At 63.3% G+C, this 16011-nt stretch carries 19 protein-coding genes and 1 tRNA gene; 13 read left to right on the top strand and 7 right to left on the bottom strand.

The window, feature by feature from the left end:
* Positions 1 to 36: 36 nt before the first annotated feature.
* Entirely contained in the window at positions 37 to 687 is a 651-nt protein-coding gene (locus tag RAK1035_RS17595) for a ChrR family anti-sigma-E factor (RefSeq protein WP_008282434.1), read from the bottom strand.
* A 10-nt stretch (positions 688 to 697) separates the two neighbouring features.
* Positions 698 to 1291: a sigma-70 family RNA polymerase sigma factor gene (locus RAK1035_RS17590; RefSeq protein WP_198133606.1), complete on the bottom strand. Its 594-nt coding sequence runs from the start codon at positions 1289 to 1291 to the stop codon at positions 698 to 700.
* A gap of 204 nt (positions 1292 to 1495) precedes the next feature.
* Between RAK1035_RS17590 and RAK1035_RS17585 the strand changes: the two genes are divergently transcribed.
* The 9 genes from RAK1035_RS17585 to dapD all read left to right on the top strand — a co-directional run bounded on the left by RAK1035_RS17585 (position 1496) and on the right by dapD (position 8783).
* Positions 1496 to 2794, top strand: coding sequence for an NAD(P)/FAD-dependent oxidoreductase (locus RAK1035_RS17585; RefSeq protein WP_008282432.1), 1299 nt, complete (start codon positions 1496 to 1498; stop codon positions 2792 to 2794).
* On the top strand, positions 2791 to 3546 hold the full coding sequence (locus RAK1035_RS17580) for a DUF1365 domain-containing protein (RefSeq protein WP_008282430.1): 756 nt from the start codon (positions 2791 to 2793) through the stop codon (positions 3544 to 3546). Before RAK1035_RS17585 ends, RAK1035_RS17580 begins: the two co-directional genes overlap by 4 nt.
* Positions 3543 to 4784: an MFS transporter gene (locus RAK1035_RS17575; RefSeq protein WP_008282429.1), complete on the top strand. Its 1242-nt coding sequence runs from the start codon at positions 3543 to 3545 to the stop codon at positions 4782 to 4784. The genes RAK1035_RS17580 and RAK1035_RS17575 overlap by 4 nt, the downstream gene beginning before the upstream one ends.
* Positions 4785 to 4788: 4 nt before the next feature.
* Positions 4789 to 5349 (top strand): DUF3833 family protein, encoded by a 561-nt coding sequence (locus RAK1035_RS17570; RefSeq protein WP_008282427.1) that lies wholly within the window; start codon positions 4789 to 4791, stop codon positions 5347 to 5349.
* Entirely contained in the window at positions 5346 to 6080 is a 735-nt protein-coding gene (locus RAK1035_RS17565) for an SDR family NAD(P)-dependent oxidoreductase (RefSeq protein ID WP_008282425.1), read from the top strand. Before RAK1035_RS17570 ends, RAK1035_RS17565 begins: the two co-directional genes overlap by 4 nt.
* A 68-nt stretch (positions 6081 to 6148) precedes the next feature.
* On the top strand, positions 6149 to 6475 hold the full coding sequence (locus RAK1035_RS17560) for a DUF3775 domain-containing protein (RefSeq protein WP_008282424.1): 327 nt from the start codon (positions 6149 to 6151) through the stop codon (positions 6473 to 6475).
* A gap of 151 nt (positions 6476 to 6626) precedes the next feature.
* Positions 6627 to 6830, top strand: a complete 204-nt coding sequence (locus tag RAK1035_RS17555; protein WP_008282423.1) for a hypothetical protein — start codon at positions 6627 to 6629, stop codon at positions 6828 to 6830.
* Between the two features lie 20 nt (positions 6831 to 6850).
* On the top strand, positions 6851 to 7834 hold the full coding sequence (locus RAK1035_RS17550) for a DUF6976 family protein (RefSeq protein WP_008282422.1): 984 nt from the start codon (positions 6851 to 6853) through the stop codon (positions 7832 to 7834).
* 121 nt (positions 7835 to 7955) lie between these two features.
* On the top strand, positions 7956 to 8783 hold the full coding sequence (gene dapD / locus RAK1035_RS17545) for a 2,3,4,5-tetrahydropyridine-2,6-dicarboxylate N-succinyltransferase (RefSeq protein ID WP_008282421.1): 828 nt from the start codon (positions 7956 to 7958) through the stop codon (positions 8781 to 8783).
* Positions 8784 to 9117: 334 nt separating this feature from the next.
* On the opposite strand, the gene ykgO is transcribed toward dapD, so the two are convergent.
* Together ykgO and RAK1035_RS17535 are read right to left on the bottom strand one after the other, a co-directional pair.
* Positions 9118 to 9243, bottom strand: coding sequence for a type B 50S ribosomal protein L36 (gene ykgO, locus RAK1035_RS17540; protein ID WP_008282420.1), 126 nt, complete (start codon positions 9241 to 9243; stop codon positions 9118 to 9120).
* Between the two features lie 77 nt (positions 9244 to 9320).
* A tRNA-Val gene (locus RAK1035_RS17535) sits at positions 9321 to 9395 on the bottom strand.
* Between the two features lie 144 nt (positions 9396 to 9539).
* On the opposite strand from RAK1035_RS17535, the gene RAK1035_RS17530 reads away from it, so the two are divergent.
* Entirely contained in the window at positions 9540 to 10403 is an 864-nt protein-coding gene (locus RAK1035_RS17530; RefSeq protein ID WP_008282419.1) for an N-formylglutamate amidohydrolase, read from the top strand.
* Positions 10404 to 10622: 219 nt separating this feature from the next.
* On the opposite strand, the gene RAK1035_RS17525 is transcribed toward RAK1035_RS17530, so the two are convergent.
* Together RAK1035_RS17525 and tkt are read right to left on the bottom strand one after the other, a co-directional pair.
* Positions 10623 to 11876 carry a DNA polymerase IV gene (locus tag RAK1035_RS17525; protein ID WP_083803341.1) on the bottom strand — a complete coding sequence of 418 codons (1254 nt, stop codon included), beginning with the start codon at positions 11874 to 11876 and terminating at the stop codon, positions 10623 to 10625.
* A gap of 317 nt (positions 11877 to 12193) precedes the next feature.
* Positions 12194 to 14209, bottom strand: a complete 2016-nt coding sequence (gene tkt, locus RAK1035_RS17520) for a transketolase (RefSeq protein WP_008282416.1) — start codon at positions 14207 to 14209, stop codon at positions 12194 to 12196.
* Positions 14210 to 14422: 213 nt separating this feature from the next.
* Here tkt and RAK1035_RS17515 point away from each other — a divergent pair, with 213 nt between their 5' ends.
* Genes RAK1035_RS17515 through RAK1035_RS17505 form a run of 3 tightly spaced genes read left to right on the top strand, consistent with a single transcriptional unit; the run spans position 14423 to position 15750 of the window.
* Positions 14423 to 14938, top strand: a complete 516-nt coding sequence (locus RAK1035_RS17515; protein ID WP_008282415.1) for a hypothetical protein — start codon at positions 14423 to 14425, stop codon at positions 14936 to 14938.
* Positions 14931 to 15326 carry a cell division protein ZapA gene (locus RAK1035_RS17510; protein ID WP_008282414.1) on the top strand — a complete coding sequence of 132 codons (396 nt, stop codon included), beginning with the start codon at positions 14931 to 14933 and terminating at the stop codon, positions 15324 to 15326. The genes RAK1035_RS17515 and RAK1035_RS17510 overlap by 8 nt, the downstream gene beginning before the upstream one ends.
* A gap of 19 nt (positions 15327 to 15345) precedes the next feature.
* Complete coding sequence (locus RAK1035_RS17505; protein ID WP_008282413.1) at positions 15346 to 15750, top strand: DUF1499 domain-containing protein; 405 nt, start codon at positions 15346 to 15348, stop codon at positions 15748 to 15750.
* Here RAK1035_RS17505 and RAK1035_RS17500 read toward each other — a convergent pair.
* Positions 15682 to 15969 (bottom strand): hypothetical protein, encoded by a 288-nt coding sequence (locus RAK1035_RS17500; RefSeq protein WP_037298504.1) that lies wholly within the window; start codon positions 15967 to 15969, stop codon positions 15682 to 15684. The two genes, RAK1035_RS17505 and RAK1035_RS17500, sit on opposite strands and share 69 nt — an antisense overlap.
* Positions 15970 to 16011: the final 42 nt, after the last annotated feature.

The raw sequence follows: 16011 nt of genomic DNA, 5'->3' as shown, positions 1-16011 counted from the left end.
GCCCGATAGGAACGGGGAGGGGCGACAGGCGCAGGGTCAAATCCGCAGGAAGGGCTGTGCGATGCGCGGCATCAGGGCGCGGAAGCGCAGGGGCGCGTCGGTGGCGGCCAAGCAGATGCAGTCAGCGCCAATTTCGGCGACAGGGGTGTGATCGAGATCCTCATTGGCAACCTCGATGTCACCGGGGCCGAAGCGCGCGACCTGATCGCAGAACGCCCCTTGCAACACCAGTGTCAATTCGGTGCCGCGATGCCCGTGGTCGGGCACGGCCGCACCTGCGGGGATATAGAGCAGCCGGGCGGTCGCCGCGCGAGAGGTGGGCAGGATCGCCTGTTTCACACCCATGCCGACAGGCCGCCAGCGGACCGCAGCCAGATCGCCGCCGACGTAATCGCGCAGCGGCGCGGGAAAAATCCCTGTGCGCTGGGCCGGTGCCTCGCGCTGCGGCTTGCCTGCGCGGATGAGCGCCATTGTCGCGGCAAGACTATCCTGTGCCATCTCGGCTGTTTGCGTCTCTTCCATCATCGCGCCGCCCACGGCATCAAAGGCCGCCGCGCGCGCACGACACTCGTCGCACATCGACAGATGGGTGGCCACCGTGAGATTGAACGCCTCTGGCAGGCTGCCTGCCGAATAGGCCATCAGGAGGGCGTCGGTCAGGTGGTGGGTGATCTGATTTCTGGTCATGGCATACACTTTACTTCATTGCGTGGCGCAGTCGATCGAGCGCCAGTCTGATGCGAGATTTGATCGTTCCAAGCGGCAGGCCGGTATCGGCGGCAATCTCGGAATGGCTGAGATCGCCAAAATAAGCCTTTTCGATCAATTCCCTTTGTTTCGCGGGCAGGGCGGCAATCGCGCGCCCCAGTTGGTCGCTTTCCTGTTGCAGGGCGAGCACGTCGGCCTGATCGGGTTCTGGGTCTTGGCCCCAAGGCAAATCCTCGGGTTCGGGTCGTCTTTGCTTGCGCAGCGCATCAATTTTGCGATTGCGCGCGATGGTGAAAATCCAAGTTGCGGCAGAGGCGCGGGTCGGATCGAAGAGATGCGCCTTTTGCCAGAGGGTCGACATGACCTCTTGGGTGCATTCCTCGGCCAGCGTCGCATCTGCGCCGGAGCGCATCAGAAACGCCTTCACCCTTGGGGCGAAATGGGCAAAAAGCCGGGCAAATGCCGCCTCGTCCCCGTGATCGCGAATGGCCGCGATACAGGCCACCCAATCGGTATTCTCAGTCTCTCGTGCCGTAGTCACCTGTGCCGGTCCCGCCCGTTTGCCCGTTGTCACGCGCCTCATAGCACGGGCGACAGGCACCGGCGAGGGGGCTGGGTCACAGAGGAGGGTGGCATCATTCAACATAGACGAGTTACGCGACGCAGGTCATGGTGGATCACCGGGCGCGCGAAAAAAACGCGAAGGGCAGACAAAAACAATCTAATCCGTTTGCGGTGCCGGTCCGTAAACAGGATTGTAATAAGAAAATGACAGGTGACACGCCCAATGCCCTTCGAGACCAGCGCAACCGCGCGCAAGACAATTGCCGTGATCGGCGCAGGTATATCGGGAATGGGGGCGGCAGAGCGTCTGGCGGACAGGCACCGGGTGGTGCTGTTTGAGGCAGAGCCCCGTTTGGGGGGGCATGCGCGAACGATCCTGGCGGGACAGCGCGGAGATCAGCCGGTTGATACCGGCTTTATCGTGTTCAACTATGCGACCTATCCGCATCTGAGTGCGCTTTTTGAGCGGTTGGATGTGGCCGTGACGCCGAGCACGATGAGCTTTGGCGCGTCCTTCCGGGGGGGCGCGTTGGAATATGGTCTGCAAGGATCGGGGGCGTATTTTGCGCAGCGGCGCAATCTGGCGAACCCGGCGCATTGGATGATGTTGCGTGATATTTTCCGGTTCAATGCCGGGGCGCTGGAGGCGTGCAGCGAGCCAGGTTTGACGATGGCCGGTCTGATTGACAAGATGAAGCTGGGCCGGGCGTTTCGCGACTATTACCTGACGCCATTTTCCGGGGCGATCTGGTCGATGCCGGTAGAGCAGGTGTTGCAATTTCCGGCGCAGGCGCTGGTGACATTCTTCAAGCAGCACGGGTTGCTTGGATATAGTGAGCAACATCAATGGTATACGGTTGTTGGCGGATCGGTGGCCTATGTGCGCCGGTTAGAACAATCGCTGCGCGCAAAAGGGGCCGAGATCCGGTTGGGTGCGCCCGTGGCGGGCATTCGGCGTCTGGCCGAGGGCGTTGAGGTCCGGGCCGAGGGCGGCGCGTGGGAGCGGTTCGACGAGGTGGTCATTGCCGCGCACAGCGATGACGCGCTGCGGCTCTTGTCGGATGCGGATGAGATCGAGCGCGGTGATCTGGGGGCGATTGCCTATCAGCCCAATGACATCGTGCTGCATGCCGACACCAGCGTGATGCCGCGTCGGCGGGCGGTCTGGTCGTCGTGGAATTACACCGAGGCAAAGGTGAAGCGGGTGGGGCAGATTGATCTTACCTATTGGATGAACAGCCTGCAACCGATCCCCGAGAATGATCCGCATTTCGTGACGCTGAACACCACACGGCCCATTCGGGACGACTTAATCTATGATCAGGTGACGCTGCGCCATCCGGTCTATGATCTGGAGGCGGTCGCGGCGCAATCCCGGGTGCGGGCGGGCAACGGGCGGCGGAATACATGGTTTTGCGGTGCGTGGATGCGACACGGGTTTCATGAGGATGGGCTGTCGAGCGGGTTAGAAGTGGCTGAGGCGCTCTGTGCGTCGCTGCCGCAGGCCGTGGCGGCGGCGTGAGCCGGGTCGATCATATCGCGGGCCACACCTGGCATGGGCGCAAGGGCGGGATTGAAAACGCCTTTCGCTATGGGATTGACTATGTGCTGTTGGATGCCGAGGCAGAGGTGAACGCGCCGCGTCTTTTTGGGCGCAATCGGGGCGGGTTGGCCTCGGTCTGGGACAAGGACCATGGCGGCGTGCCGGGACAGGGGCGCGGGGCCGCGTGGGTGCGCGCGGTGCTGGCCGAGCGGCAGATTGCACCGCCTGCGCGGATCGAGCTTTTGGCGCAGCCGCGTATGTTGGGGCATGTGTTCAACCCGGTGAGTTTCTGGATTTGCCGGGATGCGGCGGGTCAGGTGCCGGTGATCATTGCCGAGGTGACGAATACCTATGGCGATCGCCATTCCTATCTGTGTCATCGCGATGATATGGGGCCGATCACCGCAGAGGACCGTATCCGTGCGTGCAAGATTTTCTATGTTTCGCCCTTTCTGAAGATCGAGGGCGGTTATGAATTCCGCTTTGATCTGCGGGAGGATCGGGTTGGGATCTGGATTGATTTCAGCGGCGGCCATGGCGGGGTGATTGCCACGCTGGTGGGGGCGCGCAAGCCGCTGACCACGGGCGGGCTGGTGCGTGCCATGCTGCGGCGTCCCTTTGGATCGCGGCGGGTGCTGGGCCTGATCCATTGGCAGGCGCTCAAGCTTTGGTGGAAAGGGGCGCGGTTTGAGAGCCGTCCGGTGCCGCCCGCCGATGAGGTGAGCCGATGAGCGCGGTTCTGGCGGGGAGCGTGGCGCAGGCAGCGCCGCGCCTGCCGGGTTATGCGCTCTTTGGGGCGCTTTTGGCGGCGGCGGGATTGCCGCTCTATATCCATGCGCCGAAATTCTATGTGGATGAATATGGCGTATCGCTCGGGGCTTTGGGGGCGGTGCTGTTTGCGCTGCGGCTGATTGATGTGGTGCAGGATCCGGCGCTGGGGCGTTTGGCCGAGCGGTTGCGCGCGCATCGTGCGGTGAGCATTTGGATTGCGGTGGCGGTGATGGCGGCGGCGATGCTGGGGCTATTTGCCGTGGTGCCGCCCATCGCGCCGCTTTGGTGGTTTGCGGCGATGCTGGTGCTGGTGTTTTCGGCCTTCAGCTATCTGACCATTTGCTTTTACGCGCAGGGTGTGGCGACGGCAGCGGCCTTGCCGGGGCAGGGGCATTTGCGGCTGGCGCGGTGGCGGGAAACCGGCGCTTTGTTGGGGATATGCGCGGCGGCGGTGGCACCGGTGGTGTTGGGCGGGTTTGGCGGCTTTGCCCTCAGCTTTGCGATTTTGTCGGGGCTGGCGGCGTTGGCGATGGTCGGGCAATGGCAGGATCGCGGAGGGGTGCCGGGAACCGGCTTTGGCCCGGTGCTGCGGGATGCCGTGGCGCGGCGGTTGCTGATGGTGGCGATGGTCAACGCAGCCCCTGTGGCTGTGAGTTCGACGCTGTTTTTGTTTTTCGTGGAGAGCCGGTTGCAGGCACCAGGATGGGAGGGGGCATTTCTGTTGCTCTTTTTCCTGTCGGCGGCGGCGGCGGCCCCGGTTTGGGGCGCCTTGGCCGAGCGGTTTGGGGCCAAGCGAATGCTCTTGGCGGGAATGATGCTGTCGATTGCTGCCTTTGCCGGGGCGATTCTGCTGGGGGCGGGCGATCTTTGGGCCTTTGGACTGATCTGCGTTGCCTCTGGCGCGGCGATGGGGGCGGATATGACGCTTTTGCCGGCGCTGTTCGCACGGCGGATGGCGCAGGTGTCGCCGGGGGCGGCGGAGGGGTTTGGCCTCTGGTCGTTCGTGTCGAAATTCACGCTGGCGCTGGCGGCAGTGGCGCTGTTGCCGCTGCTCGAGGCGGGCGGCTTTGCTGCCGGGCAGAATAACGATGCGGCGGCGCTGACTTTGCTGAGCTTACTTTACGGGGCAGTGCCCTGTGTCTTGAAACTTTTGGCCATTGCGCTCTTGGCCCGAACACCGATTGAGGAAAGGAGCTGATCTGATGGACGCTTTGGGATGGACGCTGTTGGGGGCGGTCGCGATGCTGGTGCTTGTGCTGCTCAAGGAGCGGTTTGCGGGCTTTGGCGCGCAGGTGCCGCAGGATTACGCAGGCCAAGGGCCGCAATTCGATCTGCGCGAGCATCTGAACGGTGCGATCAAATGCGAGGGGGTGATTTACGGACCTCTGGGGCGGGTTGCGTCGCGGTTTACTGGCGATTTCGAGGCCAGTTGGCAGGGCAATCGCGGCGTGATGCGGGAGCATTTCCAGTATGACAGCGGCAATGCGCAGGACCGCGAATGGCAGCTTGAGTTGGGCAATGACGGATCAATCCGGGCCGAGGCCGACGATTTGGTGGGCACCGGAACGGGGCAGCAGATGGGGGCTGCGGCGCGGCTTTGCTATCGCATCCGCCTGCCGAAAGAAGCGGGTGGCCATGTGCTGAGCGTGACCGACTGGATGTATCTGGCCCCCAATGGCGTGGTGGTCAATCGCAGCCAATTCCGCAAGTTCGGGATCAAGGTGGCGGAATTGGTGGCGGTCATGCGGCGGGTCGAGGCATGATGGATTGGCGCGGCAAACGCTATTGGCTGGTGGGCGCGAGCGAGGGTCTGGGTGCGGCATTGGCGCAGAAGATCAGCGCTGCCGGGGCAGAGGTGATCGTGTCAGCCCGGAGTGCCGAGCGGTTGCAGGAGGTTGTTGCCAGCCTGCCGGGGCGGGCCAGTGCGGTGCCGGTCGATGTGAGCGACAGTGCCAGCGTGGCAGAGGCGGCGCGCGCGGTGGGGCCGGTTGACGGGTTGGTGTGGCTGGCCGGGGTCTATTGGCCGATGCCCGCGACCGAGTGGAAGCCCGAGGAAGCGGTTGCCATGGCGGATGTGAATTTCACCGGTGCGGTGCGGGTGATTGGCGCGGTATTGCCCGATATGGTGGCGCGGGACGCGGGCCATGTGGTGCTGACCGGCTCGCTTTCCGGGTTTCGTGGCTTGCCGGGGGCGATTGGCTATGCCGCGTCCAAGGCGGGGGTCATGTCCCTGGCGGAATCGATGCGCGCTGATCTGTGGCGGACGGGGGTGCGGGTGCAACTGGCCAATCCCGGTTTCATCAAGACGCGGTTGACGGATAAGAACGCCTTTCGCATGCCCTTTATCATGACGCCCGAGGCGGCGGCGCAAGAGATGTTCGAATTGATGTGTGATGAGGCGGCATTTCAGCGGCATTTTCCACGATTGTTCAGCTATCTCTTTCGTTTGTCACGGTTTTTGCCGGATTGGGCCTATTACCGTCTGTTTGCGTAAGATCAAGGACGGGTGGCTGTGTGACCGTCATTCCTGTGCTAGGATAGGTGCGACAGGAGGGCGGGAAAATGCTGGACATCACGGTACACAAGATTGCGCAGGTGGTGCTGATGGCGCGCGAATTGGAGCGCGCCGAGGGCGAGTTGCGTGCGTTTATCGACCGGCTGAGCGAAGAAGAACAGGCAAGTCTGGTGGCGGTCATGTGGATCGGGCGCGGCAGTTTCGAGGCCGAGGAATTGGCTGAGGCCAAGCGCACCGCCTATGAAGAGGCGACCACGCCCTGTGCTGATTACCTGCTTGGGACGCCGCATTTGTCGGATCATCTGGAAAACGGGCTGGATGCGCTGGGCCTGTCGGCATCGGATGACGAGGATGAATTGATCCGGGGCGGTTGAGTGATCCTGCCCTTGCGCGTGGTGGTCTAAGATCTGCCACGCTGTCCTTTGTTGGGGGTGAATTGCGGCCCTGACGACCTGTGCGCCGTGCAATTTGGCGCAGTTTTTGCAGCGCTCTCCTGTGTCGATCATCGGATAAGGAGGGCACTAAGTGATACTTTCGGAAACTGACCTGACCCGGGCCATAAAAGGGACCACGGACCTGGCTGCCGCATCGCTGGCCACCCGCATTGTTTTGAATCGTCTTCGTGTGCAAGCGCGCACAGAGCCCGCTAAGCTAAGCGGTCTCGTTGCAGAATTGCGTGCGTTTGTCGCCAAAAATTCTGATGCCGCCGCTGAGCTGGCAAAACTCTGACCTATTGCGAAGGAAACCCCATGAAGAACGAATTTCTAACCCCCCAAGAGGCGGCAGAACGGATCGAGGCCGGAGCGGTCATGTCGATTGCCGGTGCGCCAGAGTTGTTGAGCACTTTGCCCAAGGGCAATTGGATCGGCGGCAGCACCGTCTATTTCATGACGGAAACCGGGGGCAAGGTGGATCGTGAGCACCTGTTCTGCACCACCTTTCCAGAGGGAAGCCACGCCACTGCACGGTATCTGGCCACGGCGGACCTTGCCAACTTGGCACAAGGCTATGAGGCCGGTGGCGTTACTCTGGTGATCATTCCGGCGTTTTCCGAGGCGCATGCCCGGTTCGCCGAGGATGGTGCAGGCTATGCCGATCTGTTTGATCAGCCGCTGTTGGGCTGGATCAGTGGTGTGCATCTGGACGAGATTGGTAAAGTGACGCCCTCTGTTTTTGACGGCGCGCAGGGTGCCAAGCACGAGGACGGGGCCGTTCTTTTGCATGTTGCCGTTCCTGAGGGGATGCGGCCGAGCCTTGATATCGTGAATATCTTTAAGCAAGGCGACGATGCCGAGCTTGTGTTCTCGTTTCCCGAGGCAGGATTTTCGGCGCATAAAGCCATCGTGAACGGCCAAGAGATTGGGTTTGCCCGCTATGTCACGGACAAGGGTATCGACACCAAATTGCCGCTGGTGGCCAATTATGCGGGCGCGCTGATCAATGTGTCGTTCCAGTCGGTTGATCCGGATGCGGGCGAAGTAGCCTTTTACGCGCCGGTCTTTCCGGGTGTGGAATATCGTCTGGCGGCCGCGCAAGAGGATTATGCCAAGACCTTTGCCACGCAGGTCGGGTCCGCAGGTGAGGGCAGCTATTCGTGCAACTGCATTCTCAACTACGTTTACGGCGATATGGAGGGCAAGCTGACGGCGGGCTTTACCGGGCCGGTGACCTTTGGCGAGATTGCTTATGTTCTGTTGAACCAGACGCTGGTCAAGCTGGATCTTGCCGCCTGAGGCGGCGCTAGGGGTGGCCTTGGGGCCGCCCCGACCATGGCACGACGGGGCGGGTCTCTTGCATTGTATGCGCGCGCGCATTTGGCTATAGCCGCGAGGGACAATTGCAACCGGAGGCCCCATGTCAAACGCAGCCCTAGAATCCGCAATCGAAGCCGCCTGGGAGGCGCGCGACACGATCACCTCTGCAACAGGCGGAGAGACCCGCGAGGCGATTGAGGCCACGCTGGCAGCGCTTGATAGCGGCAGCTTGCGGGTGGCGGAGCGGCAGGCGGATGGCCAATGGCATGTAAACCAATGGGCCAAGAAGGCGGTGCTTTTGGGGTTCCGCATCAAGGATATGGAAATCCACGCTGGCGGGCCGCAGGGCGCGGGCTGGTGGGACAAGGTGGACAGCAAGTTCAAGGGCTGGGGCGATGCCGAGTGGCGTGAGGCCGGGTTTCGGGCCGTGCCCAACTGTGTTGTGCGCAAATCGGCCTATATCGCGCCGGGCGTCGTTTTGATGCCGTCCTTTGTCAATCTTGGGGCCTATGTGGACAGTGGCACGATGGTGGATACCTGGGCCACGGTGGGATCTTGCGCGCAGATTGGTAAGAACGTGCATCTTTCCGGCGGTGTTGGCATTGGCGGCGTATTGGAGCCGATGCAGGCGGGGCCGACGATCATCGAGGACAATTGCTTTATCGGTGCGCGGTCCGAGGTGGTCGAGGGCTGTATCGTGCGCGAGGGTTCGGTTCTGGGGATGGGGGTTTTCATCGGGAAATCCACCAAGATCGTCGACCGCGAGACCGGCGAGGTCATGTATGGCGAAGTGCCGCCCTATTCGGTTGTGGTCGCAGGAAGCATGCCGTCGAAGAACGGCATCAACCTATACTGTGCTGTGATCGTCAAGCGGGTGGACGCGCAGACGCGTTCCAAGACCGGGATCAACGAGTTGCTGAGGGATTGAGAGGGCAGGCGCAAGGGGCGTGTCCTCTGCGCCAAATATTCCTTGCGCGGAATCAAGGTGCCGCAGGCACCGCCGCGCAGCGGTCATGCCGAAGGCATGCCTCTGGCATGACCCGCCCCCTCGGGCGGGCGCTTTTGCAACGGCCCATCTCATTGAAAACGCGAAAGACTTCTCAGGCATAAAGTGCCAATCACGTCTGATGCTGCGCCCACCCGGCGGACGGGCACCGCGCGGCTTGTTTCGCGAGGCAAGCTAGGCAAAGAGCCATCCTCCAAAGAAAAACCCCGCCGGTTGGGCGGGGTTTTGATCCTTCAGCCGAAAGGCTGATCGCGGCTCAGCCCTGACGGGCTTTGAAACGCGGCTGGGTCTTGTTGATCACGTAGACGCGGCCTTTGCGGCGCACGACGCGGCAATCCCGATGCCGGTTCTTGAGCGAGCGGAGCGAATTACGAACCTTCATGGTCGTCTCCTCGGTTGTCGCGGCGCGGGCCAGCGCCTGGGGTTGCGGGCGTCCCGGTGGGCGGGACAGTGAATTCATGGTGGGCGATACAAGGTTCGAACTTGTGACCCCTTCGATGTCAACGAAGTGCTCTACCACTGAGCTAATCGCCCATGAATGCCAGCCGATCGCCTGCCCCAAAAAGAGGGGCGCGGAAATCCGCGCCGGTTCGGTGGTCTATAAAAGGAGTCGGAGAGGGGATCAAGGGCTTTTAGAAGCTCAATTTCAGTCTATTATCGCCTGAGAGAGGAACATCAATGCCCAAGGTCGCTTATCACCTCACGCATCCCGAACGGCGCACCACGGCGGTGGTGTTCGCCTCGCCCCATAGTGGGCGGGATTACCCCTGGACCTTCCTGCGGCGCACCACGCTGAATGAGCATTCGGTGCGCTCGTCCGAGGATGCTTTTGTCGATCAGTTGTTCGACAGCGCCCCGCTCTATGGGGCACCTTTGATCAAGGCGGGGGCACCGCGTGCCTATGTCGATCTGAACCGCAGCGCTGATGAATTGGACCCGGCGTTGATCGAGGGGGTGGCGCGGCAGGGGCATAATCCGCGTGTGGCCTCTGGTCTTGGGGTCATTCCACGTGTGGTGGCGAATGGGCAGGCGATCTATGCGGGCAAGCTGAGCATGGCCGAGGCCGAGCACCGGATCGAGAGCTATTGGCGGCCCTATCACACGGCGTTGCAAGGGCAGTTGGATCAAGCGCATCTGATGTTCGGGCAGTCGATCCTGATTGATTGTCATTCGATGCCGCATGAGGCGATGGATGCGGTGGCGCGGCGGGGTGTGCGGCGGCCCGAGATCGTTTTGGGGGATCGGTTCGGGGCGGCGGCGGATGGCGCGGTGGTCGAGCGGATCGAGGCGGCCTTTGCCCGCGCGGGTCTGGTGGTGACGCGCAACACGCCTTTTGCCGGGGCCTATATCACGCAGGCCTATGGTCGCCCTGCGCGCGGGCGGCATGCGGTGCAGGTAGAGATTGACCGCGCGCTTTATATGAATGAGCGGCTTATTCGGCCCAATGGCAATTTCGAAGCGTTCCGGACGCTGCTGTCGGGCGTGATCCGCGAGATCGCCGAGATCGGGCGCGCAGAAGCGCGGCCCTTGGCGGCGGAGTAGGGGGCAGGCACCTGTGGTGCCGCGCGGAATCAAGGGCGAAGCCCGCCGCGCGGATCGCTGGGCCGTCCCACGGCCTAGCGATTTTGAGAGCAAGCGAAACACTGTTAAGTCTTACGGACTTGGCTGGCATTAAGTGGAAGCCACGGATGGTGTTTCGCTAGTCCCTGGCCCAGCGACCGCGCGGCTAATGCGCGTATCACAAGCATCGGCACCCGCCGCCTATCGCAACGCCCGCCCTTTGACGATTGCATCTGGGCCGAATTTGGCGCGGATGGCATCGGTGGCGCGTTCGGCCCCGGCGCGGCGGGTGGCTTGGGGATCGAGCAAGTCGCCGGAGCGGTCGGCGGCGGTCTCTTCCACGAGGTCTGACAGCCCGACGCCGATGAGCCGATAGGCGGCCCCGTCGGGCACCTGATCCATCAGCGCGCGGGCGGTGCGATAGAGTGTATCGGCAAGCTGGGTGGCGTCACGCAGGGCATGGCGGCGGGTGAGAAGCGTGTGATCGGCCCGCTTGAGTTTCAGCGTGACGACGCGGCCCGCGAGGGCGCGGGCCTTGGCGCGGTCGGCCACCTTTTCCGCCAACCGCCAAATATGCCCATCAAGCAGGTCGCGGTCGCGCGTGTCCTCGAAAAAAGTTGTCTCGTTCGAGATGGATTTGACCGGCGCATTGGCCGAGACGCGGCGGCGGTCCTGGCCGCGCGCCAGATGCCAGAGCCGGTCGCCCATCGAGCCAAAGCGCGCGTGCAGATCGCGGCGGTCCCATCGCAGGAGATCGGCAAAGCTGCGGATGCCTGCGTCATTCAGCGCCTTGAGGGTTGATTGGCCCACGCCCCAGATCAGGCTGACGGGGCGGTCACGCAGGAAATCGGCGGTCTCGCCTGCGCCGATCACGGCAAAGCCATGCGGTTTGTCGAGGTCCGAGGCGATCTTGGCCAGAAACTTGTTATGGCTGAGGCCGATGGACCCGGTCAGGCCCAACTCGTCGCGCATCCGTTTGATAAGCTGGGCCAGCACGACGGCGGGCGGTGCGCCATGCAATTGCGCGGTGCCGGTGAGATCGAGAAACGCCTCGTCAAGCGAGAGCGGTTCCACGGCGGGGGTGAGATCGAGCATCATGGCGCGGATGGCGCGCGAGACCTCGGCATAGACCTGCATGCGGGGTTTGATCACCACCGCCTCGGGGCAGAGTTTGAGCGCCTGAAACATCGGCATGGCAGAGCGCACGCCCTTGATGCGGGCGATATAGCACGCGGTCGAGACCACGCCGCGCCGTCCGCCGCCGATGATGAGCGGCTTGTCGACAAGATCCGGGTCGTCGCGTTTTTCGACGGAGGCGTAGAAGGCATCGCAATCCATATGGGCGATGGAGAGGTCGAAAAGCTCGGGATGGGCCACGATGCGGGGGCTGCCGCAAGCGGGGCAGCGGCGGGCGGTGTCGAATCGGGTCAGGCAATCGCGGCAGAGGCTGGGCATAATGCGCGAGTGTAGGGGCTGTGCGCGGGGGCGCGCAAGTTGGGGGATGTGGTGGAAGAGGTGCGCGGGGCGCTGGGCCGGGGACTAGCGAAGCAACGGCATGGTCGCCACTTTATCTCGCCAAGTCCGTGTGCTCCCACAGCATAGCGCCCCCTCTCAAAATCGCTAGGCCGCGGGACGGCCCAGCGATCCGCGCGGCGGCGCGTGCCGCGCCTTGTTCCGCGCGGGGCTCAGGGACAGCGCTGTATCTCGTTGCCAAAAGAGAAAGCCCGGATGCTGGGCATCCGGGCTTCGTCGTTGGGTTCGATCCCCTCGGCTCAGAGCAGGGATTTGACCTTGTCCGCCACGGCCTCGGCGGTGATGCCGAATTCCTTGTAGAGTGTGGGGGCAGGGGCGGATGCCCCGAAATCATGCATGCCGACAAAGCCGCCCTTTTCGCGGCGGCCGCGCTCGCCGTAGAGCCAGCGGTCCCAGCCAAAGCGGATCGCGGCCTCGACCGCGACGCGCACCGGGCCTGCGGGCAGGACGCGGCGGCGATAGCTGTCGTCTTGTTCCTCGAAGAGTTCCCAGCAGGGCATGGAGACCACGCGCGTGCCGATACCCTCGGCTTCCAAGAGGTCGCGCGCCTTCATGGCAATCTCGACCTCGGAGCCGGTGGCCATCAGGATCGCCTGACGCTTGCCCGTTGCATCGGCCAGCACATAGGCGCCTTGGGCGGTCAGGTTCTTGGCCTTATGCTCGCGGCGCAGGGTCGGCAGGCCTTGGCGGGTGAGCGAGAGAACCGAGGGCGTTTCCTTGGACGTGAGCGCCAGTTCCCACGCTTCGGCGGTCTCGACCGTATCGCAGGGGCGGAAGACCCAGGTGTTGGGGGTGGCGCGGCTGATCGCCAGATGCTCAACGGGCTGGTGGGTCGGGCCATCCTCGCCCAGACCGATGCTGTCATGGGTCATGACGAACACGGTGGGGATTTTCATCAGCGCGGCCAGACGCATGGCGGGGCGGGCGTAATCGGTAAAGCACATGAAGGTGCCGCCATAGGGGCGGATGCCGCCATGCAGCGCCATGCCGTTCATCGCGGCGGCCATGCCATGTTCGCGGATGCCCCAATGAATGTAGCGGCCCTTGCGGTTGTCCACGTCGAACACGGACATATCGCCCGAGCGGGTGTTGTTGGAGCCAGAGAGATCGGCAGAGCCGCCGACGGTTTCCTGAAGGATCGGGTTCACGACCTCGAGCACCATTTCAGAGCTTTGACGGGTGGCCACTTTGGGCGCCTCGGCGCTGATCTGCTTTTTCAGGGCGCGGATGCGCGCGCCCAGTTTCATTGGCATGTCGCGGTTGAAGATGCGCGCAATCTCGGCCTGACGCGCGGGCGAGGTGTCTGCCAGACGCTTGGCCCATGCGGCATAGGTGGTGGCCCCACGGTGGCCGATGGCCTCCCATGCGGATTTGACATCAGAGGGGATCTCAAAGGGGCCATAGGGCCAGCCATAGGCCTCTTTGGCGGCGGCAAGCTGGTCTGGGTTGGTCAGCGCGCCATGACCCTTGGAGGTGTCCTGCGCGGCGTGACCAAGGGCGATATGGGTTTTGCAGGCGATCATCGTAGGCTCTGCGGTGGTCTTGGCCTCGGTTAAGGCTGCGTCAATCGCCGCCGGGTCATGCCCGTCGATTTCCAGCACATGCCAGCCGGAGGCGCGGAAGCGCGCGACCTGATCGGTGCGGTCGGCAAGATCGACGGTGCCGTCGATGGTGATGTTGTTGTTGTCCCACAGCACGATGAGGCGCGACAGCTGGTGCCGACCGGCAAGGCCGATGGCCTCTTGGCTGACACCCTCCATGAGGCAGCCGTCACCGGCGATGACATAGGTATAGTGATCCATCAGCTTAGCGCCAAAGCGGGCGCGCAGCATTTCTTCGGCCATGGCAAAGCCCACGGCGTTGGAAATGCCCTGACCGAGCGGGCCGGTCGTGGTCTCGATGCCGGTGGCGTGGCCATATTCGGGATGGCCTGCGGTTTTGGCCCCCCATTGGCGGAAATTGCGGATTTCGTCGAGCGTCATATCGGCATAGCCGGTCAGATGCAGCAAGGAATAGAGCAACATCGAGCCATGCCCCGCCGACAGGATAAAGCGGTCGCGGTCGGGCCAATTGGGATTGGTGGGGTCGAATTTCAGGTGCTTTTCATAGAGCACGGTTGCGACATCGGCCATGCCCATCGGCATGCCGGAATGGCCGGAATTGGCGGCGGCAACGGCGTCGAGGGTCAGCGCGCGGATGGCGGTGGCCTTTTTCCAGTGATCGGGGTTGGCGGAGCGGAGGGCGGCGATGTCCACGGGGCGTGCATCCTTTGAATGGGGCGGTGTCTGACGGGTCTATCTGGGCGTTGAATACCAGCCCGGTCCAGAAGTTCAAGCACGAGGCGGCGCAAGCGGTGCATTGAGCGGGTTTGGGGGCGCATTTCGCCGATCCTTTCATTAGACTTGATCAAAACCCGCCCGGTGTGCGATTCGTGGGGCACGCGGGCAAGCAAGCGAGGACCCTCGAGGATGAGCCAGATAAACGAGTTACAGGCACGGATTACGGCGGCGCTGGACCGCATCGCGCAGGGGCTGGAGGGGCGGCCCGTGGCTGCGACAGGTGCCGCACCGGACGCGGGAGCAGATCCCGAAGAGCTGGCCCGGTTGCGCGAGCAGCTTGGCGAGGAGCAACTGGCCAATGCGCAGTTGCAAGAGCGGATCAAGGTGCTGCATGCCAAGCTAGAGGCGGCGGAAGGCGCGCGGTCTGAGAGCCTGCGCAAGCTCGACGCGGATCTGCAAGCGCTGCGCAAGGCCAATCAACAGCTGCGCGACAACAATCAGACGCTGCGCGAGGCGCAGGTGGCGGGCGTGTCTGAGCCGCATCTGATCAACAAGGCGATGATGGCCGAGTTGGAGGGGCTGCGCGCCGCGCGGGGCGCGGATCGGGGCGAGGTTGAGGCGGTGCTGGCGGCCTTGGGGCAGGTGATTGCCGAGGCAGAACCGGCGGCGGCGCAGAACGAGAAAACGGAGACATCGGATGCCTGAGGTGCAAATCGAGATCGGGGGCCGCAATTTCGAGGTGGCCTGTCAGGCGGGCGAGGAGCATTACCTCTATGCCGCAGCCAAGATGCTGGATGAGGAGGCCGCCGTGTTGGCGGCGCAGATCGGGCGCATTCCTGAGCCGCGCATGTTGCTCATGGCGGGTCTGATGCTGGCCGACAAGACCGCAGGTTTGCAGGACAAGCTGCGCGAGGCCGAGGACCGGTTGGCGGAGAAAGAGGCGGAGCTGGACCAGATGCGCACGGCGCCCGCGCCCGAGGCGCAGCGGATCGAGGTGCCGGTGGTGCCCAATGAGGTGGTCGAGACTTTGGCCGAGATCGCCGCGCGGGCCGAGGCATTGGCCGAGACCGTGGATGGGGCGCGGGCCGGGTGAGGCTGGCTGAGGGGGTGCGATGAAGCTCGTCTTTGGTCTGGTGCTTTTGGCGCTGGTCGCGGGCGCAGCCTATGTGCGGCTTGCGCCGACCGATCCAAAGCACTGGCACGGGATGCCGCAGAGCGTATCCCCCGGTGATCTGGACGGCGGGGCCGTGCGGGTGGTCAGCGGCGATTTGGCGGCGCTTGATGCGATCATCCGCGCCACGCCGCGCACCCAAGTTTTGGCGGGGGATGTGGCGCAGGGCATGATCACCTATGTCACGCGCTCGCGGCTCTTTGGCTTTCCGGATTATACGACGGTGCGGCAGAGCGGCGCGCAATTGGAGATTTACGGGCGTCTGCGCTTTGGCAAGTCAGATCTGGGCGTCAACGCCGCCCGTATCGACGGCTGGTTGCAGCGATTGGGGCAGGCGGGAGGATAGGCATCCATCCGTGATCTTGCGCCACATCGGCACGTTGAGCGACATCTGGCACTGCGCCATGAACATATTGCCATCCACATGAAGGCAGATCGTCTCGCCCATCTCGACGCGCGCGCCGCTTTTGTCGGTGCAGTAGCATTCAACCGTTTTGCGCCCGATGGTGGCATCGGCGAGCGCCGGGGTGGCGCAGATCAGAAGAAGAGGCAGGAGCGCTTTCATGGCGTAATTCTAGCACAGGTGAGACCTCTTGACCAAGTCACA

This window comes from Roseovarius sp. AK1035 (assembly GCF_003288315.1).
Lineage (GTDB): Bacteria > Pseudomonadota > Alphaproteobacteria > Rhodobacterales > Rhodobacteraceae > Roseovarius > Roseovarius mucosus_A.
This window is presented reverse-complemented; position numbering and strand designations above follow the sequence as displayed.